Source organism: Nocardia sp. NBC_00508 (assembly GCF_036346875.1).
Classification (GTDB): Bacteria; Actinomycetota; Actinomycetes; order Mycobacteriales; family Mycobacteriaceae; genus Nocardia.
The window spans coordinates 4,428,377-4,448,871 of record NZ_CP107852.1; the positions used below are offsets into that span (position 1 = coordinate 4,428,377).

Genomic DNA, 20,495 nt, shown 5'->3' on the forward strand with positions numbered 1-20,495 from the left:
TTGGACCGGCTGGATTTCGGCGGAAACGGCGAAACTGGTGGCGAACGGGCACACGCTGGCGCTGAGGTAGAAACCGGGGTGTCCGTGACCTTTCCGTTGTCGCCCGCCCAGCTGGGTATCTGGTACGCGCAGCATGTCGATCCGCAGGTGCCGATCAACATCGCGCAGTACGTGGACCTGCACGGCGAGCTCGACGCGGATCTGCTCGAGCGCGCCAGTCTCGACGCTTCGCACGAGCTGGGCTCGGGCTTCCTGCGCATCATCGAGCAGGGCGGGCAGCCGCTGCAGTTCGTCGACCACTCGATCGCCGACTACGACAAGGTCGTCTACGTCGACCTGCGCGGCGAGGCCGATCCGGCCGCCGCCGCCGAGGCGTGGATGCGCGCCGAGTACAGCCGCCCGCTCGATCTGACCTCCGACCGGCTGATCCTCATCGCGGCGCTCCAGCTGGCAGACGATCACTGGTACTGGTACTCGCGGTCGCACCACATAGCGCTCGACGGCTTCGGCGCCATGACCAACGTCAACCGGATCGCCGAGCTGTACACGGCATACGTGAACGGCACCGAGCCCGTGGCGTCCAAAGCCACCGAGCTGCGCACGCTCTACGAGCAGGAGATCGCCTACCGCGACAGCACCCGCTTCACCTCCGACAAGGAGTACTGGGCCGAGCGGGTGGCCGGGCTGGAGGAAGGCACCAGCCTGACCGGCCGTTCCGCGCCGCCTGCCGCGATCAACGGCATCGTGAGCGCCGCGCTGTCCGACGAGCAGAACGCCCTGCTGGACGCGGCCGTCGCGCGGCACGATTCCTCGCCCGCCGGACTGTTGCTCGCCGGCTTCGCGGCGTACCTGGCGCAGTGGAACGGCGTCGACGACGTGATCCTCAGCCTGCCGGTGACCGCGCGCACCACCGCCGCGATGCGCCGCTCGGGCGGTGCGTCGTCGAACATCGTGCCGCTGCGGCTGCACGTCGGGCACGACACCACGGTGTCCGAGCTGCTGAAGCAGGTCCAGGTCGAGGTCTCCGGCGCACTGCGGCATCAGCGGTACCGCCACGAGGACATCCGCAGGGACGCGGCCGGTGACGGCGTGGTGACCACCGAGTTCTTCGGGCCGTGGGTCAACATCATGCTGTTCCACGACGAGATCGTCTTCGGCTCGACCGTTGGCCAGATGCACGTGCTGTCCACGGGCAGCATCGAGGACCTGGGCGTCAACTTCTACCAGTCGGTGGCGGGCACCCGCGCGCACATCGACTTCGAGACCAACCCCAACCTCTACACCGAGGACGAGGCGCGCAGCCACCACGGCCGCTTCCTGGAGTTCTTCGGTCGCTTCCTCGCCGCTGGCATGGACGAGGCGGTGTGGGACCTGGAGGTCACCACCGCCGGCGAACGCGAGCGGACCCTGCTGGAGTGGAACGACTCCGAGCAGGAGGTTCCGGCGACCACGCTCGCGGCGCTGCTGGACGCGCAGATGCCGCTGGCCTCGGACAACATCGCGCTCGATTTCGAGGGCGCGACGCTGGCCCACCCGTCGCCCGACCACCACCCCTCAACGAGTCGCTCCGCGACGCTGGCCCACCCGTCGCCCGACCACCACCCCTCAACGAGTCGCTCCGCGACGCTGACGTATGCCGAGTTCCACGCGCGAGTCAACCGGCTCGCCCGGTTCCTGATCGCCGACGGCGTCGGCCCGGAATCGCTGGTCGCGCTGGGCATGCGCCGCTCGCTGGAGCTGGTGATCGGCATGCACGCGGTGGTGAAGGCCGGTGGCGCGTACGTGCCGATCGATCCGGATCATCCGGCCGAGCGCACCGCCTACATCCTCGACAGCGCCGATCCGGTGTGCGTGCTCACGCTGTCGGCCGACGAGCTGGACCTACCCGGGTCGGTGCGCAGGGTGGAGATCGACACCCTGGACGTGTCGGCATACTCCGCGGCCCCGGTCACCGACGCCGACCGGCTCGCGCCGCTGCGTCCGGACAACACCGCCTACGTCATCTACACCTCGGGCTCGACCGGTCGCCCGAAGGGCGTGGCGGTCACCCACCACGCCATCGTCAACCAGCAGCTGTGGATGCTGGACGAGTACCGGCTGACCGCCGAGGACGTGTACCTGCAGAAGACCGCGACCACGTTCGACGTGTCGCTGTGGGGCTACTTCCTTCCGCTGCTGGTAGGCGCGAAGCTGGTCATCGCGTCGCCGGACGGCCATCGCGACCCGCTCTACGTCGCGGAGATGATCTCCCGGCACGGGGTCACCGTGACCGACTTCGTCCCGTCCATGCTCACGGTGTTCGTCGCGCACGCCACGGCGGCTCAATGTGCCACGCTGCGTGCGGTTTTCGTGATCGGTGAGGCGCTGCCGCCGGAGACCGCCGCGAGCTTCCGCGCCATCACCGACGCGGGACTGCACAACCTGTACGGCCCCACCGAGGCCGCGGTCTCGGTGACCTACTGGGAGGCGACGGCCGCCGACACGGTGACCGTGCCGATCGGTATCCCCGAGTGGAACGTCCAGGTGTACGTGCTGGATTCGCGGCTGCGTCCGGCCGCGATCGGCGCACCCGGCGAGCTGTACCTCGGCGGGCGTCAGCTCGCCCGTGGCTACCGCGGCCGCCCCGATCTGACCTCGGACCGTTTCGTCGCCAACCCGCTGTCGGCCACTGGCGAGCGGATGTACCGCACCGGCGACTTGGTGCGCTGGAACTCCGCGGGCACGCTGGAATACATCGGCCGCACCGACTTCCAGGTGAAGTTCCGCGGTCAGCGCATCGAGCTGGGGGAGATCGAAACCGATCTGCTCGCGCACCCCGCGGTCAGCCAGGCCGTGGTGCTGGTCGTGGACACGGCAACCGGTCAGCAGCTGGTCGCCTACGTCGTCGCGGCGCCGGGCCAGACCGTGGATCCGGCTGCGCTGGCCAGGTTCGCGGCGGAGAAGCTGCCCAGCTACATGGTGCCCGCGTCGATCATGGTGCTGGACGCCTTCCCGCTCAACACCAGCGGCAAGCTGGATCGGAAAGCCTTGCCGGAGCCGGTGTTCAGCGCCGACGCGGGCGAGTTCCGCGCACCGCGCACCCAGGCCGAGCAGATCGTGGCGGGCATCTTCGCCGACGTGCTCAGCCAGGACCGGATCGGCATCGACGACAACTTCTTCGATCTGGGCGGCAACTCGCTGGTCGCGACCCAGGTGGTGGCGCGCATCGGCGCGGCCTTCGGCACCCAGATCGGGGTGCGCGCGCTGTTCGAGACCCCGACCGTCGCCGGAATCGCCGCACGGGCGGAAAACGCCGCTCCCGCCGACGAATCGCGTCCACCGCTGGTGGCCCAGCAGCTGCCGGAACGGGTGCCGCTGTCGCTGGCGCAGCAGCGCATGTGGTTCATCAACCAGTTCGACCCGACCGTGCCCACCTACAACCTGCCGTTCGTCGTGCGGTTGCGCGGTCAGGTGGATCTGGCGGCGCTGCAGTCGGCGCTGCTGGACGTGGTCGAGCGCCAGCAGTCGCTGCGCACGATCTTCCCCGAGTCCGGCGACGGCGGCTATCAGCAGGTGGTTCCGGTCGACCAAGTGGATCTGAGCATCGCGGTGCAGCCGATCGACAAGGCCGAATTGCACGGCGCGCTGGCCGAATTCGCCGCACGCGGCTTCGACGTGTCGCATGAGCTGCCGATCCGGGTGCGGGTGTTCGCGGTCACCGGCGGTCGCGGCAACGGCACCGCCGATTACGCGGTGGCGTTCGTCGTGCATCACATCGCGGCCGACGGTTTCTCGTTCGGTCCGCTGGCGCGCGACGTGGCCGCTGCCTACCTGGCCCGTACCGCGGGCCAGGTGCCGAACTGGGCGCCGCTGCCGGTGCAGTACCAGGACTTCAGCATCTGGCAGCGCGAGCTGTTGGGCGCCGAGTCCGATCCCGGCTCGATGGCGGCCCGCGAAATCGCTTACTGGCGTATGTCTTTGGCGGGCTTGCCGGATCAGCTCGATCTGCCCGCGGACCGTCCGCGTCCCCCGGTGCAGAGCTTCCGCGGCAGCCGGGTGAGCTTCGAGATCGATGTCGAGTTGCATCAGCGCCTCATCGCGCTGGCTCGGGCGCAGGGCGTCAGCCTGTTCATGGTCATGCACGCCTCGCTGGCCGTGCTGCTGGCTCGCCTGTCGGGCACCAGCGACATCGCCATCGGCACACCGGTGGCCGGACGCGGCGAGCAGGCGCTCGACGACCTGATCGGCATGTTCGTCAACACCCTCGTGCTGCGCTCGGAGGTGGACGGCAACGAACCGTTCGCCGAATTCCTCGGCCGTACCAGGGAAACCGACCTCGCCGCGTTCGCCTTCGCGGACGTGCCGTTCGAGCGGCTGGTCGAGGTGCTCAACCCGACCCGCTCGCAGGCGCGGCACCCGCTGTTCCAGGTGATGCTGTCGTTCCAGGAGATGTCGCACGCGACCCTGGAACTGCCCGGGCTGTCGGTCACCGCCGACGAGCTCGAGGTCGACATCGCCAAGTTCGACCTGCAATGGACGGTCACCGAGGAGCGGGGCTCGCACGGCGAGCCTGCGGGCATGGCCGCGGTGGTCTCCTTCGCCACCGACCTGTTCGACGCACCGACCGTCGCCGAGTTCGGCCGCCGCTACCTGCGCGTGCTGGAAGCCGCCGTCGCCGCGCCGGAGACCGCTGTACGCGACATCGAAATCCTCGACGACTCCGAACGCGCCAGGGTGCTCACCGAGTGGAACCACACTCGGCACGATCTGCCCGCTGCCACGGTGCTCGAGCTGTTCGAGGAGCAGGTGCGGGCCCGGCCCGACGACCCCGCCGTGATGTTCGACGGCGGCGTCCGCGGCGCGGACGAGTTCGGCCCGCCGGTCGAGCTGACCTACGCCGAGTTCGCCTCGCGCGTGAATCGCCTGGCGCGCAAGCTGATCGACGCTGGCGTCGGCCCCGAATCGCTGGTCGCGGTCGGCATCCGCCGCTCGGTGGACATGCTCGTGGCGATCTACGCCACCATGACCGCAGGCGGCGGCTACGTGCCGATCGACCCGGACCACCCGGCCGAGCGCACCGAGTACGTGCTGGACAGCTCGTCCCCGGTGTGCGTGCTGACCACCACCGCCGACAACGTCACCGCGGCAGGCATCCCGGTGCTCGCGCTGGACACCCTGGACCTGAGCGGGGTCGGCGACGGGCCGATCACCGACGCCGAGCGCCGCGCACCGCTGCACGCGACCAACACGGCCTACGTGCTCTACACCTCCGGCTCCACCGGCCGCCCCAAAGGCGTCGCGGTCAGCCACGCCTCGGTGGTCAACCAGATCGCCTGGATCACCGCCGAATACCGGATCGGCCCGGCCGACGTCATCCTGCAGAAGACCCCGGTCACCTTCGACGTGTCGGTATGGGAGCTGTTCGGCACACTGGCCGTCGGCGCCCGCATGCTGATCGCCGCGCCCGACGGCCACCGCGATCCGATGTACCTGTCGGAGATCATCGGACGGCACCGGGTCACCATGACCTCGTTCGTGCCGTCGATGCTCTCGGTGTTCGCCGGCTCCGCGTCCACGGCCGAATGCGCTTCGCTGCGTGCGGTTCTCGTCGCGGGCGAGGCGCTGCCGCCCGCGACCGTCACCGCGTTCCGGCAGTTCTCCACCGCCACGGTGCACAACCTGTACGGCCCCACCGAGTTCACCGTGCACGCCACCGCGTGGCAGCTCAACGAGGTCGCGCCCGTGTCGGTGCCGATCGGCCGCCCGGTGTGGAACGCGCAGACCTACGTCCTGGACGAGGGCCTGAACCCGGTCCCGGTCGGTGTGCCCGGCGAGCTGTACCTCGGCGGCGCGCAGACCGCCCGCGGCTACCACGGCCGCCCCGACCTGTCCGCCGAGCGCTTCGTCGCCGACCCGTTCGGCGCGCCCGGCTCCCGCCTGTACCGCACCGGCGACCTGGTGCGCTGGGTGCAGCCGCGCGATCCGGAAGTCGGCAGCGCGGGCGTGCTGGAGTACATCGGCCGCACCGACTTCCAGGTGAAGTTCCGCGGCCAGCGCATCGAACTCGGCGAGATCGAGTCCGCCCTGCTGGAGCACCCGGCCGTCACCCAGGCCGTGGTGCTGGTGCTGGACACCGTCGCGGGCGACCAGCTGGTCGCCTACGTGGTCAGCACCGGCGGCCCGGTCGACATCGACAACATCAAGAACGCGCTGCACCGCACGCTGCCCGCGTACATGGTGCCCTCGGCGATCGTCGTGCTCGAGGCGTTGCCGCTGAATGCCTCCGGCAAGCTGGACCGCAAGGCGCTGCCGGCCCCGGTGTTCGAGGTGCGTGAATTCCGTGCTCCGACAACGCCGATCGAGGAGATCGTCGCGCAGATCTTCGGTGAGGTGCTCGGCATCTCCCGGGTCGGCGTGGACGACGACTTCTTCGAGCTGGGCGGCAACTCGCTGATCGCCACCCAGGTCGCCTCCCGCCTCGGCATCGCGCTGGATGCCAGGGTGCCGGTGCGCATGCTGTTCGAGGCGTCCACGGTCGCGGCGCTGGCCGCGCGGGTGGAGTCGCACGCCGGTGACGGGGCGCGCAAGGCGCTGGTCGCCAGGCAGCGTCCGGAACAGGTGCCGCTTTCGCTTGCGCAGCAGCGCATGTGGTTCCTGAACCGGTTCGACACCTCGTCGGCCGTGAACAACATCCCGGTCGCCATCCGGCTGTCCGGTGACCTGGACATCGCCGCGTTGCAGGTCGCGGTCATCGACGTGATCGACCGGCACGAGTCGCTGCGCACGGTCTTCCCGGAGACCAAGGGCGGCCCGGTGCAGGTGGTGCTGGACGCCGCGCAGATCGTGCCGGACCTCACCCCGGTGCCGGTGACCGAGCACAACCTGATCGATCACCTGGTCGAGCTGGCCTCGATGGCGTTCGACGTGACCAGCGAAGTGCCGCTGCACGCACGGCTTTTCGAGATCAGCGAGACCGAGTACGTGCTCGGCATGGTGGTGCATCACATCTCGGCCGACGGCTGGTCGATGGGGCCGCTGGCCCGCGACGTCATGGTGGCGTATGCCGCTCGTACGTCGTGGGAGGCCCCGGCCTGGTCGGCGCTGCCGGTGCAGTACGCCGACTACGCGCTGTGGCAGCGCGAGGTGCTCGGTGCCGAGGACGACCCGAGTTCGCTGATCTCCAATCAGATCCGCTACTGGACGCGCGAACTCGCCGATCTGCCGGACGAATTGGTGCTGCCGTCGGATCGGCCGCGCCCCGCCGTCGCCTCCTACCGTGGCGGCACCTACCCGTTCGTGATCTCCGGCGAGACCCAGCGCGCCCTGGTCGAGCTGGGCCGCAGGCACAACGCCTCGCTGTTCATGGTGCTGCACAGCGCGCTCGCGGTGCTGCTCGCCAGGGCCAGCGGCACCAGCGACATCGCGATCGGCACACCGGTCGCCGGTCGTGGTGAGGCCGCGCTCGACGACCTCATCGGCATGTTCGTCAACACCCTCGTGCTGCGCAGCAAGGTGGACGGCGCGGCGAGCTTCGCCGATCTGCTCGCCCAGGCGCGCGAGACCGACCTGCACGCGTTCGCGCACGCGGACGTGCCGTTCGAGCGGCTGGTCGAAGTGCTCAACCCGGCCCGCTCGCAGGCGCGCCACCCGCTGTTCCAGGTGATGCTGACCTTCCAGAACACCAGGCAGGCCAGCCTGGAATTGCCCGGTCTCTCGGTCAACGGCATCGACTACGACGCCCGCCTGGCCAAGTTCGACCTGCAGCTGACCCTCTCGGAGACCCAGGACGAACTGGGTGACTCGGCGGGGATGTCGGCGGAGTTCTCCTACGCCGTCGACCTGTTCGACGAGCCGACCGTCGCCGCGTTCGCCCGGCGGCTGGACCGCGTCCTCGCGGCGGTGACCGCCGACCCGAACGTGCCGATCGGCGATATCGATCTGCTGGCGCCCGAGGAACACGCGCAGGTGCTCGTCGACTGGAACGACAGCGCGCACCCGGTGCCCGCCGAGACGCTGGTCTCGCTGTTCGACGCGCAGGCCGCGGCGACGCCCGACGCGATCGCGCTGGATTTCGAGGACGAGCGGCTGACCTACCGCGAGTTGTCCGAGCGCGTCAACCGCATCGCCAGACAGTTGATCGGCGCGGGCGTCGGCCCGGAATCGCTGGTGGCGCTGGCGCTGCGGCGCTCGACCGAACTGGTCGTCGCGATGTACGCGGTGGTGCAGACCGGCGCGGCCTACGTCCCGCTGGACCCGGACCAGCCCGCCGACCGCGTCAACTACATCATCGAGACCGCACGGCCGCGGATGATCCTGTACCGCTCGGCGGACGGGTTCGACTTCGACCCGCAGCCGCAGGTGACGGTGCTGTCGGTCGAGGGCATCGAAGGCGTGCCCGGCTTCGCCGCCACCAGCGGCGCGCCGATCACCGACGCCGAGCGCACGCAGCCGTTGCGGCCGGAGAACACCGCGTACGTGATCTTCACGTCCGGCTCCACCGGACGCCCGAAGGGTGTGGCGGTCAGCCACGCCGCGATCGCCAACCGGCTGCTGTGGATGCAGCACGAGTACCCGATCGGCCCCGAGGACGCGGTGTTGCAGAAGACTCCCGCCACGTTCGACGTGTCGGTGTGGGAGTTCTTCTGGCCATTGCAGACCGGCGCCAGGCTGGTCGTCGCGCGCCCGGACGGGCACCGCGACCCGGTGTACCTGTCTCAGATCATCGCCGAGAAGCACATCACGACAGCGCATTTCGTGCCGTCGATGCTCTCGGTCTTCGTCGCCACGCTGGGCAACGAGAACGGCGACGGCCAGCCCGCGCCGCGGCTGCGGCAGGTCTTCGCCTCCGGCGAGGCGTTGCCGGCGCAAACGGCACAACGTTTGCGCGCGCTCACCGGCGCGCGGCTGCACAACCTGTACGGCCCCACCGAGGCGGCCGTCGACGTGACGTATCACGAAGCGACGGACGCGGATACGGTGTCGGTGCCGATCGGACGCCCGGTGTGGAATACGCGCGTCTTCGTGCTCGACAGCCGTCTGCACCCCGTCGCACCGGGTGTCGCGGGAGAGCTGTATCTGGCGGGCGATCAGCTGGCGCTGGGCTACCTGGGTCGTCCGGACCTGACCGCGGATCGGTTCGTCGCCAACCCGTACGGCGCGCCAGGCGCGCGGATGTACCGCACCGGTGACCTGGTGTCCTGGACCGCCGCTGGCGAGCTGGAATACCTGGGCCGCACCGACTTCCAGGTGAAGCTGCGCGGCCTGCGCATCGAGCTGGGCGAGATCGAAGCGGCACTGCTGGCGCAGCCGGGTATCGCCCAGTCGGTGGTGGTGCTGCGTTCCGACGCGCACGCGGGTGACCAGTTGGTCGGCTATCTGGTCGCGGAAGCCGAGGCGACGGTCGACATCGACGACGTGAAGACCGCGCTGGCCACCGCGCTGCCGGGCTACATGATCCCGGCCGCGCTGGTCGTGCTGGACGCGTTCCCGGTCAACGCCTCCGGCAAGCTCGATCGCAAGGCGCTGCCCGCGCCGGTGTTCGAGGCGCGGGTGTTCCGCGCGCCGTCCACCCCGATCGAGGAGATCGTGGCGGAGGTCTTCGCCGACCTGCTCGGCGTGCCGCGCGTCGGCGTGGACGACGACTTCTTCGAGCTGGGCGGCAACTCGCTGGTGGCCACCCAGGTGACCGCCCGCCTGAGCGCAGCGCTGAACACCGAGATCGGCGTGCGCGTGCTGTTCGAGGCGCCGACCGTCGCCGCGCTGGCCGCCCGGGTCGAGTCGCACGCGGGAACCGGTGCGCACCAAGCACTCACGGCACAGGTGCGTCCCGAGCACCCGCCGCTGTCGCTGGCGCAGCAGCGGATGTGGTTCCTCAACCGCTTCGACGCCGATTCCGCCGCCGACAACATCCCCGCCGCGGTGCGGCTGGACGGTGCGCTGGATCTGGACGCGCTGCGCGGCGCGATCGCCGACGTGATCGCGCGGCACGAATCGCTGCGCACCGTGTACCCGTCCCGCGACGGTGTCGCCTATCAGCGGGTGCTGCCCGCGACCAGGGCGATTCCGGATCTGGATGTGGTCGAGGTGGCCGAGGGGCGATTGCTCGGCGCTCTCTACAACTTTGTCGAGCGCGGCTTCGACGTGACCACCGAACCGCCGGTGCGCCTGCGCGCTTACCGGCTCGCGCCGGACAACTACGTGCTGGTCGTGGTGGTGCACCACATCGCCGCCGACGGCTTCTCGATGCGGCCGATGGTGCGCGACCTGATGACCGCCTACGTCGCGCGGACCTCGGCGGCGCAGCCGGGCTGGCCGCCGCTGGCGGTGCAGTACGTGGACTTCGCGCTGTGGCAGCGCGACACGCTCGGCTCCGAGGACGATCCGACCTCGCTCATCTCCGAGCAACTCGACTACTGGCGCGGCGCGCTCGCCGGTCTGCCCGACGAGCTGCGCTTGGCTGGTCGCCCGCGGCCCGCTGTCGCGTCGTACCGGGCGGGCACCCACCGGTTCCGCGTGCCCGGCGAGCTGATCGACGAGTTGAACCGCGTCGCGCACGCGCACGGCACCACGCTGTTCATGGTGGTGCACAGTGCCTTCGCCGCGCTGCTGGCGCGGTTGAGCGGCTCCGAGGACATCGCCATCGGCATCCCGGTCGCCGGTCGAGGCGAAGCCAAACTCGATGACCTGATCGGCATGTTCGTCAACACCCTGGTGCTGCGCGCCGAAGTGGACGCGGGTGAGTCTTTCGCCGACCTGCTCGCCCAGGTCCGCGAGCGCGACTTGCAGGCGTTCGCGCACGCCGACGTGCCGTTCGAGCGGTTGGTCGAGGTGCTCAACCCGGCCCGCTCGCAGGCGCGGCACCCGCTGTTCCAGGTGATGCTGTCGTTCCAGAACCTCGGCCGCACCGCGCTGGAGCTGCCCGGCCTCACCGTCTCCGAGCTGGGTATCGACCAGCCGACCGCGAAGTTCGACCTGCAGCTCACGCTCAGCGAGGTACCCGGCGCCGAGACGGCGATGGACGCCGAACTCGTCTACGCCACCGATCTTTTCGACGGCGCGTTCGCGGGCGCGTTCGCCGAGCGCTTCGTGCGCGTGCTGCGTGGTGTCGCCGCCGAGCCGTCGGTCACGGTCGGCGACATCGACCTGCTCGACGACGCCGAACGGTCGCTGGTGATCGAGCGGTGGAACGACACCGAGTTCCCGGTGGACGCCGCGCTCACCTCGCCGGTGGGCGATGCCGCGGCCACGCTGGTCTCGCTGTTCGAGGCGCAGGTCGCGCGCACGCCGGACACGGCGGCAGTGACGTTCGAGGGGACGAGTCCGGTCCACCCGTCGCCCGACCACCACCCCTCATCGAGTCGCTACGCGACGCTGACGTATGCCGAGTTCGCCGCGCGGGTGCACCGCCTGGCGCGCTGGCTCAAGCGCAACGGCGTCGGCCCGGAATCGTATGTGGCCCTCGGCATGCGCCGCTCGGTCGATCTGGTGGTCGGCATGTACGCGGTGAACGCCGCCGGCGGCGCGTACGTGCCGTTGGACCCGGACCATCCGGCCGAGCGCATCGACTACATTCTGGAGACCGCGCGCCCGGTGTGCGTGCTGACCTCCGGCTCCGATTTGGCGACCACTGTCTCCCGGCAGGTGCGCATCGATCAGCTGGACCTGTCGGAGTTCTCCGACGAGCCGCTGACCGACGCCGATCGGCACAAGCCGCTGCGTCCGGCGAACACCGCGTACGTGATCTTCACCTCCGGTTCGACCGGTCGTCCGAAGGGTGTGGCGGTTTCGCACGCGGCGATCGTCAACCGCCTGGTGTGGATGCACGCCGAGTACGGCTTGGCGGCCTACGACGTGGTGTTACAGAAGACCCCGGCCACGTTCGACGTGTCGGTGTGGGAGTTCTTCTGGCCGTTGCAGGTCGGTGCGCGACTGGTGATCGCGAAGCCGGACGGTCACCGCGATCCCGCGTACCTGGCGGGGCTGATCGTCGACGAGCAGGTCACCACGGTGCACTTCGTGCCGTCGATGCTGTCGGTGTTCGTGGCGGATGAACGCGCGGCCGAATGCACCAGTCTGCGTAATGTTTTCGCCTCCGGCGAGGCGCTGCCCGCGGTGACCGCGCAGAAGTTGCGTGAGCTGACCGGCGCGCGGCTGCACAACCTGTACGGCCCGACCGAGGCCGCGGTGGACGTCACCTTCCATGAGGTGACCGAGGACGACGTGGTGTCGGTGCCGATCGGTGCCCCGGTGTTCAACACCCAGGTGTACGTGCTGGATTCGCGGCTGCTGCCGGTTCCGGCCGGCGTGCCCGGCGAGTTGTACCTCGCGGGCGCGCAGCTGGCGCACGGCTACGTGGGTCGTCCCGACCTGACCACCGAGCGTTTCGTGGCCAACCCGTTCGGCGATGCCGAGCGCATGTACCGCACCGGCGACCTGGTGGCCTGGACCGAAGACGGTGAGCTGGAGTACCTGGGCCGCACCGACTTCCAGGTGAAGGTGCGTGGTCTGCGTATCGAGCTGGGCGAGATCGAGTCGGCGCTCACGGCGCTGGAATCGGTGGCGCAGGCGGTGGTCGTGGTGCGCGCCGATGAGCGGACCGGCGACCAGCTGGTGGCCTACCTGGTGGCGGACCCGGACCGGGTGGTGGACGTCGAGTCGGTCAAGGCAGCGCTCGGCGCTCGGCTGCCCGGGTACATGGCGCCCGCGGCGTACGTGGTGCTCGATGAGTTCCCGCTGAATGCCTCGGGCAAGCTGGACCGTAAGGCGCTGCCGGAACCGGTCTTCGAGGCCAAGGTGTTCCGCGCGCCCGCGACGCCGGTGCAGGAGATCGTGGCCGACACCTTCGCCGAGGTGCTCGGTGTGGAGCGGGTCGGCCTGGACGACGACTTCTTCGAACTGGGCGGCAACTCGCTGGTCGCCACGCAGGTGGCCGCGCGGCTCGGCGAGGCGTTGGATACGCAGGTCCAGGTGCGCGCGTTGTTCGAGGCGTCCACCGTTGTGGCGCTGGCCGCGAAGGTGGAATCGGCTGCCGGAGAGGGCGGCCGGGCTCCGTTGGTGGCGCGGGAGCGTCCGGAGTTGGTGCCGCTGTCGTCGGCCCAGCAGCGGATGTGGTTCCTCAACCGGTTCGACAACCGGACCGCGGTGAACAACATCCCGGTCGCGCTGCGGCTGACCGGTGATCTCGACGTGGCCGCGCTCGGCGCGGCCATCCGCGACGTGCTCGCGCGGCACGAGGCGCTGCGCACCGTCTACCCCGAGGTGGAGGGCACCGGCTACCAGCGTGTCCTGCCGGTCGGCGAGGTCGCCTTCGATCTGGTCGCCGAGCCGGTCGCGGCGGAGGAACTGCCCGCGCGGATCGTCGAGCTGGTGAGCGTCGGGTTCGACGTGACCGCCGAGATCCCGTTCCGGGCGAGCCTGCTCGCGCTGTCGGAAACCGATCACGTCGCGGTGCTGGTCATGCACCACATCAGCGCGGACGGCTTCTCGCTGCGCCCGCTGCTGCGTGACGTGGTGCTCGCCTACACCGAGCGCGCCCGCGGCGAGGTCCCCTCCTGGGCTCCGCTGGGGGTGCAGTACGCCGACTACGCGCTGTGGCAGCACGAGGTGCTCGGCGCCGAGGACGACGCCGACTCCGTCGCCGCGCGGCAGCTCGCCTACTGGAGCGAGCGGCTGCGCGACCTGCCCGATCAGATCGAGCTGCCCGCCGACCGGCCCCGGCCCGAAGTCGCCTCCAATGCCGGTGGCACGCATAACTTCTCGGTCGACGCCGAGGTGCACGACGCGCTGGCCGAGCTGGCGCGCGCCCGCGGCGTGACGCTGTTCATGGTCGTGCACGCCGCGCTCGCCGCGTGGGCGGCCAGGCTGTCGAACAGCACCGACATCGCGATCGGCACGCCGATCGCGGGTCGCGGCGAGCGCGCGCTCGACGACACCGTCGGCATGTTCGTCAACACACTGGTACTACGCAGCCAGGTCGATCCCGGCGCTCACTTCGGCGCGCTGCTCGACCAGGTGCGCCGCACCGATCTGGCCGCCTTCGCCAACGCCGACGTGCCGTTCGAGCGGTTGGTGGACGTGATCAGCCCGGCGCGCTCGCAGGCGTACCACCCGCTGTTCCAGGTCGTGCTGACCTTCGAGGCCGCCTCGGCTGCCGACCTGGGCACCGTCGCGCTGCCCGGCTTGGATGTCGCGGTGGTCGACTTCGACCCGGGCACGGCGAAATTCGACGTGCAGCTCACCGTCGGCGAGGCCGCCGACGGCGGGCTGACGCTGTCCTGGAACTACGCCACCGACTTGTTCGACCCGGAGACGGTGGCCGCCTTCGCCGACCGTTTCGTGCGGATCCTGCGCGGTGTCGCCGAGGATCCGGAGATCGCCGTCGGCGACATCGATCTGCTCGGTGAGAGCGAGCGTCTCGATGTGTCGCAGCGTTGGGTGTCCTCCGGCGTCGACACCGCCGGTGCGGGTGGGTTCGCCGATCCCGGCGCCACCCTGGCCGGCCTGTTCGATGCCGTCGTCGCCGCGCACCCGAACCGTGTCGCGGCCCGCTTCGGTGTGGAGACGCTGACCTACGCCGAGCTGGACCGGCGCGCGAACGTGCTGGCGCGCAGGCTGATCGCCGACGGCGCCGGGCCGGAGACGCTGGTCGCGGTGATCCTGCCGCGGTCGCTGGACCTGGTGGTCGCGTTGCTGGCCGTGGTGAAGACCGGCGCGGGCTACGTGCCGGTGGACCCGACGTACCCGGCCGACCGCATCGCCTTCGTGCTCGCTGATTCCCGGCCGACCAGCGTGGTGCTCGATTCCACGGTGCAGGTGGCGGTGCCGGACGGTTTGCCCGCCGTGGTGCTGGACGGTTTCGCGGTGGAGACCGGCAATGTCGAGGACGCCGACGATGCGCCGATCACCGACGACGACCGCAACGCCGCGCTCACCCCCGACAACGTCGCGTACGTGATCTACACCTCCGGCTCGACCGGTCGCCCGAAGGGCGTCGCGGTCGCGCACCGCAACGTGGTGCGGCTGTTCGCGAACACCGACCGCGATTTCGGGTTCGGGCCCGAAGACGTGTGGACGCTGTTCCATAGCTACGCCTTCGACTTCTCGGTGTGGGAGCTGTGGGGCCCGCTGCTGTTCGGCGGCAGCCTCGTGGTGGTCGACTACTACACCTCGCGCTCGCCGGAACAGTTCCTGGAGCTGCTGCGCGCCGAACGCGTCACGGTGCTCAACCAGACCCCGTCCGCGTTCTACCAACTGGCGGAGGCGGACCGGAACGCCGCGCCCGACGCCGCGCCGCTGGCGCTGCGCTACGTGGTGTTCGGCGGTGAGGCGCTGGAGCTGCGCAGGCTGTCGGATTGGGTGGCACGCCATGGTGCTGGGCCCGACGGCCGCTCCGCAAGCTCCGCGGCTGGAGCGCCGCTGCTGGTCAACATGTACGGCATCACCGAGACCACGGTGCACGTCTCCTACCGCGCGCTGGACGCCGCGACCATCGCCGCCGCCTCCGGCAGCGTGGTCGGCCGCGCCATCGCCGGTCTGCGGGTGTACGTGCTCGACAACAGGTTGCGGCCGGTGCCGGTCGGCGTCGCGGGCGAAATGTATGTGGCCGGACCGCAATTGGCTCGCGGCTACCTCGGCCGCCCCGACCTGTCGGCCACCCGCTTCGTCGCCGATCCGATGGGTGACGCGCCGGGTGAGCGGCTGTACCGCTCCGGCGACCTCGCGCGCTGGAACCGGCACGGCGAACTGGAGTACCTTGGCCGCGCCGACGACCAGGTGAAGGTGCGCGGCTTCCGCATCGAACTCGGCGAGATCGAATCGGCGATCCTCGCTCAGCCCGGCATCGCGCAAGCCGCGGTGATCGTGCGCGAGGACCAGCCCGGCGACCAGCGGATCGTGGCCTACGTGGTCGCCGAACCGGGCGCCGAGCCGGTGCTCGACGCGGTCCGCGACGGCGCCGCCGAGCAGTTGCCTGCCTACATGGTGCCTTCGGCCGTGGTGCGGCTGGAATGGATTCCGCTGACCGTCAACGGAAAGCTGGACCGCCGCGCGCTGCCCGCCCCGACGGCACAGGCGCGTGCCTTCCGCGCGCCGGTCACCCCGGTGCAGGAGACCGTGGCCGCGGTGTTCGCCGACGTGCTCGGCCTGGAGCGGGTCGGCGTGGACGACGACTTCTTCGACCTCGGCGGCAACTCGCTCATCGCGACCAGGGTGGCCGCCCGCATCGGCGCCGCGCTCGGCACGACCGTCGCGGTGCGCACCCTGTTCGAGGCCTCCACCGTGGAAGCCCTTGCCGCACGGGTGGAGTCGCATGCCGACGGCGCCGCCCGGGCCCGCTTGGTCGCCCGCGAGCGGGCCGCCGACGAACTGGTACCGCTGTCGTTCGCGCAGCAGCGCATGTGGTTCCTGAACAAGTACGACACCGCCTCGTCGGCCTACAACCTGCCGATCGCCATCAGGCTCACCGGCGCTCTGGACGTCGAGGCGCTGCACCTGGCGGTCGCCGATGTGGTGCGCAGGCACGAGTCGCTGCGCACCCGCTACCCCGAACACGGCGGCACCCCGGTCCAGGTGATCGTGCCCGCCGAGAACATCGCGATGGACCTGCATCCGGTCCCGGTGGATCCCGCGGGGATGACCGCGGCGGTGACCGATTTCGTCACCACCGGATTCGATGTGGCCGAAGAGGTTCCGCTGCGCACCCGGCTGTACGCGGCGGGACCCGACGAGCATGTGCTCGTGGTCGTGGTGCACCACATCGCGGCCGACGGTTTCTCCATGGGGCCGCTGACCCGTGACGTGATGACCGCCTACACCGCGCGCAGCACCGGTGCCGCCCCCGGTTGGGCGCCGCTGGCGGTGCAGTACGCCGACTTCGCGGTGTGGCAGCGCGAGATCCTCGGCTCCGAGAACGATCCCGAGTCGCTGCTGGCGCAGCAGGTGGCGCACTGGCGGAGCACGCTCGACGGCGTCCCCGACGAGCTGGCCCTGCCTACCGACCGCCCGCGCCCGGCCATCGCCTCGCACCGCGGCGCGACGCTGCACCGCGAGCTGTCCGGCGAGCTGATCGCCGCGCTGGACGAGGTCGCGCGGCAGCGCGGCGCCTCGCTGTTCATGGTCATGCACGGTGCGCTCGCCGTTCTCCTGTCGCGTTTGTCGGGCGGGGATGACATCGCGGTCGGTACCCCGATCGCGGGCCGCGGCGAGGCCGCGCTCGACGACTTGGTCGGCATGTTCGTCAACACCCTGGTACTGCGTACCGGGATCGAGCCGGGTGAATCGTTCGCCGAGATGCTCGACCGGGTGCGCCGCGCCGACCTGGACGCGTACGGCAACGCCGACGTGCCGTTCGAGCGGTTGGTGGAACTGCTCGCGCCGGAACGCTCGCAGGCGCGCAACCCGCTGTTCCAAGTGATGCTGGCGTTCCAGAACCTGGAGCGCACCACCCTCGAGCTGCCGGGTCTTTCGGTGTCCGCGCTGGACCTGGAAGAGAGCGTCGCACGCTTCGACCTGCAGTTCACCTTGGCCGAGCGCGGCGAATCCGGTTCCGCCGGTATGGCTTTGGCGCTCACCTACGCTACCGAGCTGTTCGACGAGTCGACCGCGGCGGGCATCGTGGACCGCTGGGAGCGCGTGCTCGAGGCGGTCGCGGCCGATCCGGCGATCACCGTCGGCGCGATCGATGTCCTGGACGCCGCCGAGCGGGCCGATCTCGTCACCCGCACCGGCGCGGCGGCGACTCCGGCGCGGACGCTGCCGGACCTGATCGCCGAGGCCGTGGCCATCGACCCGCAAGCGCCCGCAGTGGTGTTCCAGGGGAGAAGTCTGGCCCACCCGTCGCCTGACCACCACCCCTCAACGAGTCGCTACGCGACGCTGGCCCACCCGTCGCCCGACCACCACCCCTCAACGAGTCGCTACGCGACGCTGACATATGGCGAGCTGGACGCGCGGTCGAACCGCTTGGCCCGCCTGCTGATCGAGCGCGGCATCGGCACCGAGGATCTGGTGGCCGTCGCCGTGCCCCGATCGGACGTGTCGTACTTCGCCGAATGGGCGGTGTCCAAGTCCGGCGGCGCGTTCGTGCCGATCGACCCGACCTACCCGGCCGACCGCATCGCACACATGGTCACCGACTCCGGCTCGCCGATCGGTCTGACCGTGGCGTCGGTGCGCGCCGAGTTGCCCGACTCGGTCGACTGGCTGGTGCTCGACGAGCTGGAGCTCGCCGAATTCGACGATGCCGCAATTACCGACACCGATCGAATCAGACCGGTGCGGCCGGAGCATCCGGCCTACGTCATCTACACCTCCGGTTCCACCGGTGTGCCCAAGGGCGTCGTCGTCACCCACGCGGGCCTGGCCAACTTCCGGGACGAGCAGAACGCCCGATACGACGTCGATTCCGACACGCGCGCACTGCATTTCGCCTCGCCGAGCTTCGACGCCTCGATCCTCGAGTTCCTGCTCGCGATCGGCCGCGGCGGCGCCCTGGTGGTCTGCCCGCCCGGCGTGTACGGCGGCGAGGAACTGTCCGAGCTGATCCGCGCCGAGCGGGTCACGCACGCCTTCATCACCCCGTCGGTGCTCGCCTCGCTCGATTCGGCCGCACTGGCCGATATGCGGGTGATCGTGGCGGGTGGTGAAGCCGTGCCCGCCGATCTGGTCACCAAGTGGGGTGGCGCGCCGGACGGTTCGGGCCGCCGCTTCCACAACGGCTACGGCCCGACCGAGACCACGATCATGACCAACATCAGCGACGCGCTCGCGCCCGGTGATCTGGTCACCATCGGCGGCCCGGTCCGCGGCATGCAGTCGCTGATCCTGGACGCCCAGCTGCGGCCCGTTCCGGTGGGTGTCGCAGGTGAGCTGTATCTGTCGGGTGTCCAGCTGGCGCGTGGCTACCACGCGCGGCCAGGGCTGTCGGCCGAGCGGTTCGTGGCAAACCCGTATGTGCCGGGCGCGCGGATGTACCGCACCGGCGATGTGGTGCGCTGGACGCGCACCGGCGAGGTCGAATATGTCGGCCGCTCCGACTTCCAGGTGAAGGTGCGCGGTTTCCGCATCGAGCTCGGCGAGATCGACGCGGCGCTCACCTCGCACGAGACCGTCGACTTCGCGGTCACGCTGGGGCTGGAGAACGCCGCTGGCGCGGTGTCGCTGGTGTCGTATGTGGTTGCCGCGCAGGGTCGTTCGATCGATGTCCCGGCGCTGACCGCGCACGTCGAAGAGCGCCTGCCCGCCTACATGGTGCCCTCGTCGATCATGGTGATCGACCACGTTCCGCTCACCCCGGTGGGCAAGCTGGACCGTAAGGCGCTGCCGGAGCCGGTGTTCGCGACCGAGGTCGTGTTCCGCGCGGCGCGCACCCCGCTCGAGCAGACCATCGTCGAGGTGTTCGCCGAAGTGCTCGGCGTGGAGCGGGTCGGTGTGGACGATTCGTTCTTCGCGCTCGGCGGCGACAGCATCGTCTCGATCCAGCTGGTCTCGCGGGCCAAGGCGCGCGGCGTGGTGTTCACGCCGCGGCACGTCTTCGAGCAGCGCACCGTGGCCGGACTGGCCTCCGTCGCGGAAACCGCCGAGGCCGCCGCGGCGTCGGCAGTGACGCTTGCCGAGCCGCCGGGCGGCGGTATCGGCGCCATGCCGTTGACGCCGGTGGTCCGGTTCATGGCCGAGCGGCGCGGCTCGTTCGGCCGGTTCAACCAGACGCTCGCGCTGGAACTGCCGGTCGGCATCGATCGATCGGGAATCGTGGCGACGGTAAGCGCTGTCATCGATCGGCACGACATGCTGCGGGCCAGCCTGCGCCGCGACGGCGACGACTGGGTAGTCGAGACCGCCGCGCCGGGCACGGTCGAGGTGGACGCGCTGATCGACCGCACCGAGTTCGACGCGAGCGGCACCGATGCCGAGCTGGTCGAGATCGCCTCGGCCGCGCTGGACGAGTCGCTGGACCGGCTCGATCCCGCCGCGGGTGTGGTGATCCGGTTCGTGTGGCTGGAACCCGATGCCATCGATCGCGCCGGACGCCTGATCGTCGTCGCGCACCACCTGGTGGTGGACGGTGTTTCGTGGCGCATCCTGGTGCCGGACTTCGTCACCGCGTGGGGCCAGCGCAGCGCGGGCCAGACGCCCGAGCTGGTCGCGCCCACGACCTCGATGCGCGCCTGGGCGCACGCCTTGGAACGCGAGGCCGTCAGCCCGGAGCGGGTCGCCGAACTCGACTACTGGCGTTCGGTGGTCGCCGCGCCCGATCCGCTGCTGACCGAGCGTCCGATGGACCCCGAGGTCGATACCTCGGGCATCATCGAGAAGCTTTCGTTCGAGGTGTCCGCCGAGGTCACCAAGGCCCTGCTCACCACGGTTCCGGCGCTGTTCCACGGCGGCGTGAACGACGGCCTGCTCACCGCTTTGGCGCTGGCCACCGCCAAGTGGCGGGCGCGCCGGGTGGCCGCTCGCGGCGATGATTCGCTGCTGATCCGCCTGGAGGGCCACGGCCGCGAAGAGGACGTGGCCCCTGG

At 70.3% G+C, this 20,495-nt stretch carries 1 protein-coding gene (cut by a window edge); it reads left to right on the plus strand.

The window, feature by feature from the left end:
• Positions 1-20,495 carry the beginning of a non-ribosomal peptide synthase/polyketide synthase gene (locus tag OHA40_RS19695; protein WP_442943761.1) on the plus strand. 23,857 nt of this gene lie beyond the right edge of the window, so the window shows 20,495 of its 44,352 coding nt (coding positions 1-20,495); its start codon is at positions 1-3; its stop codon lies off the right edge, out of view.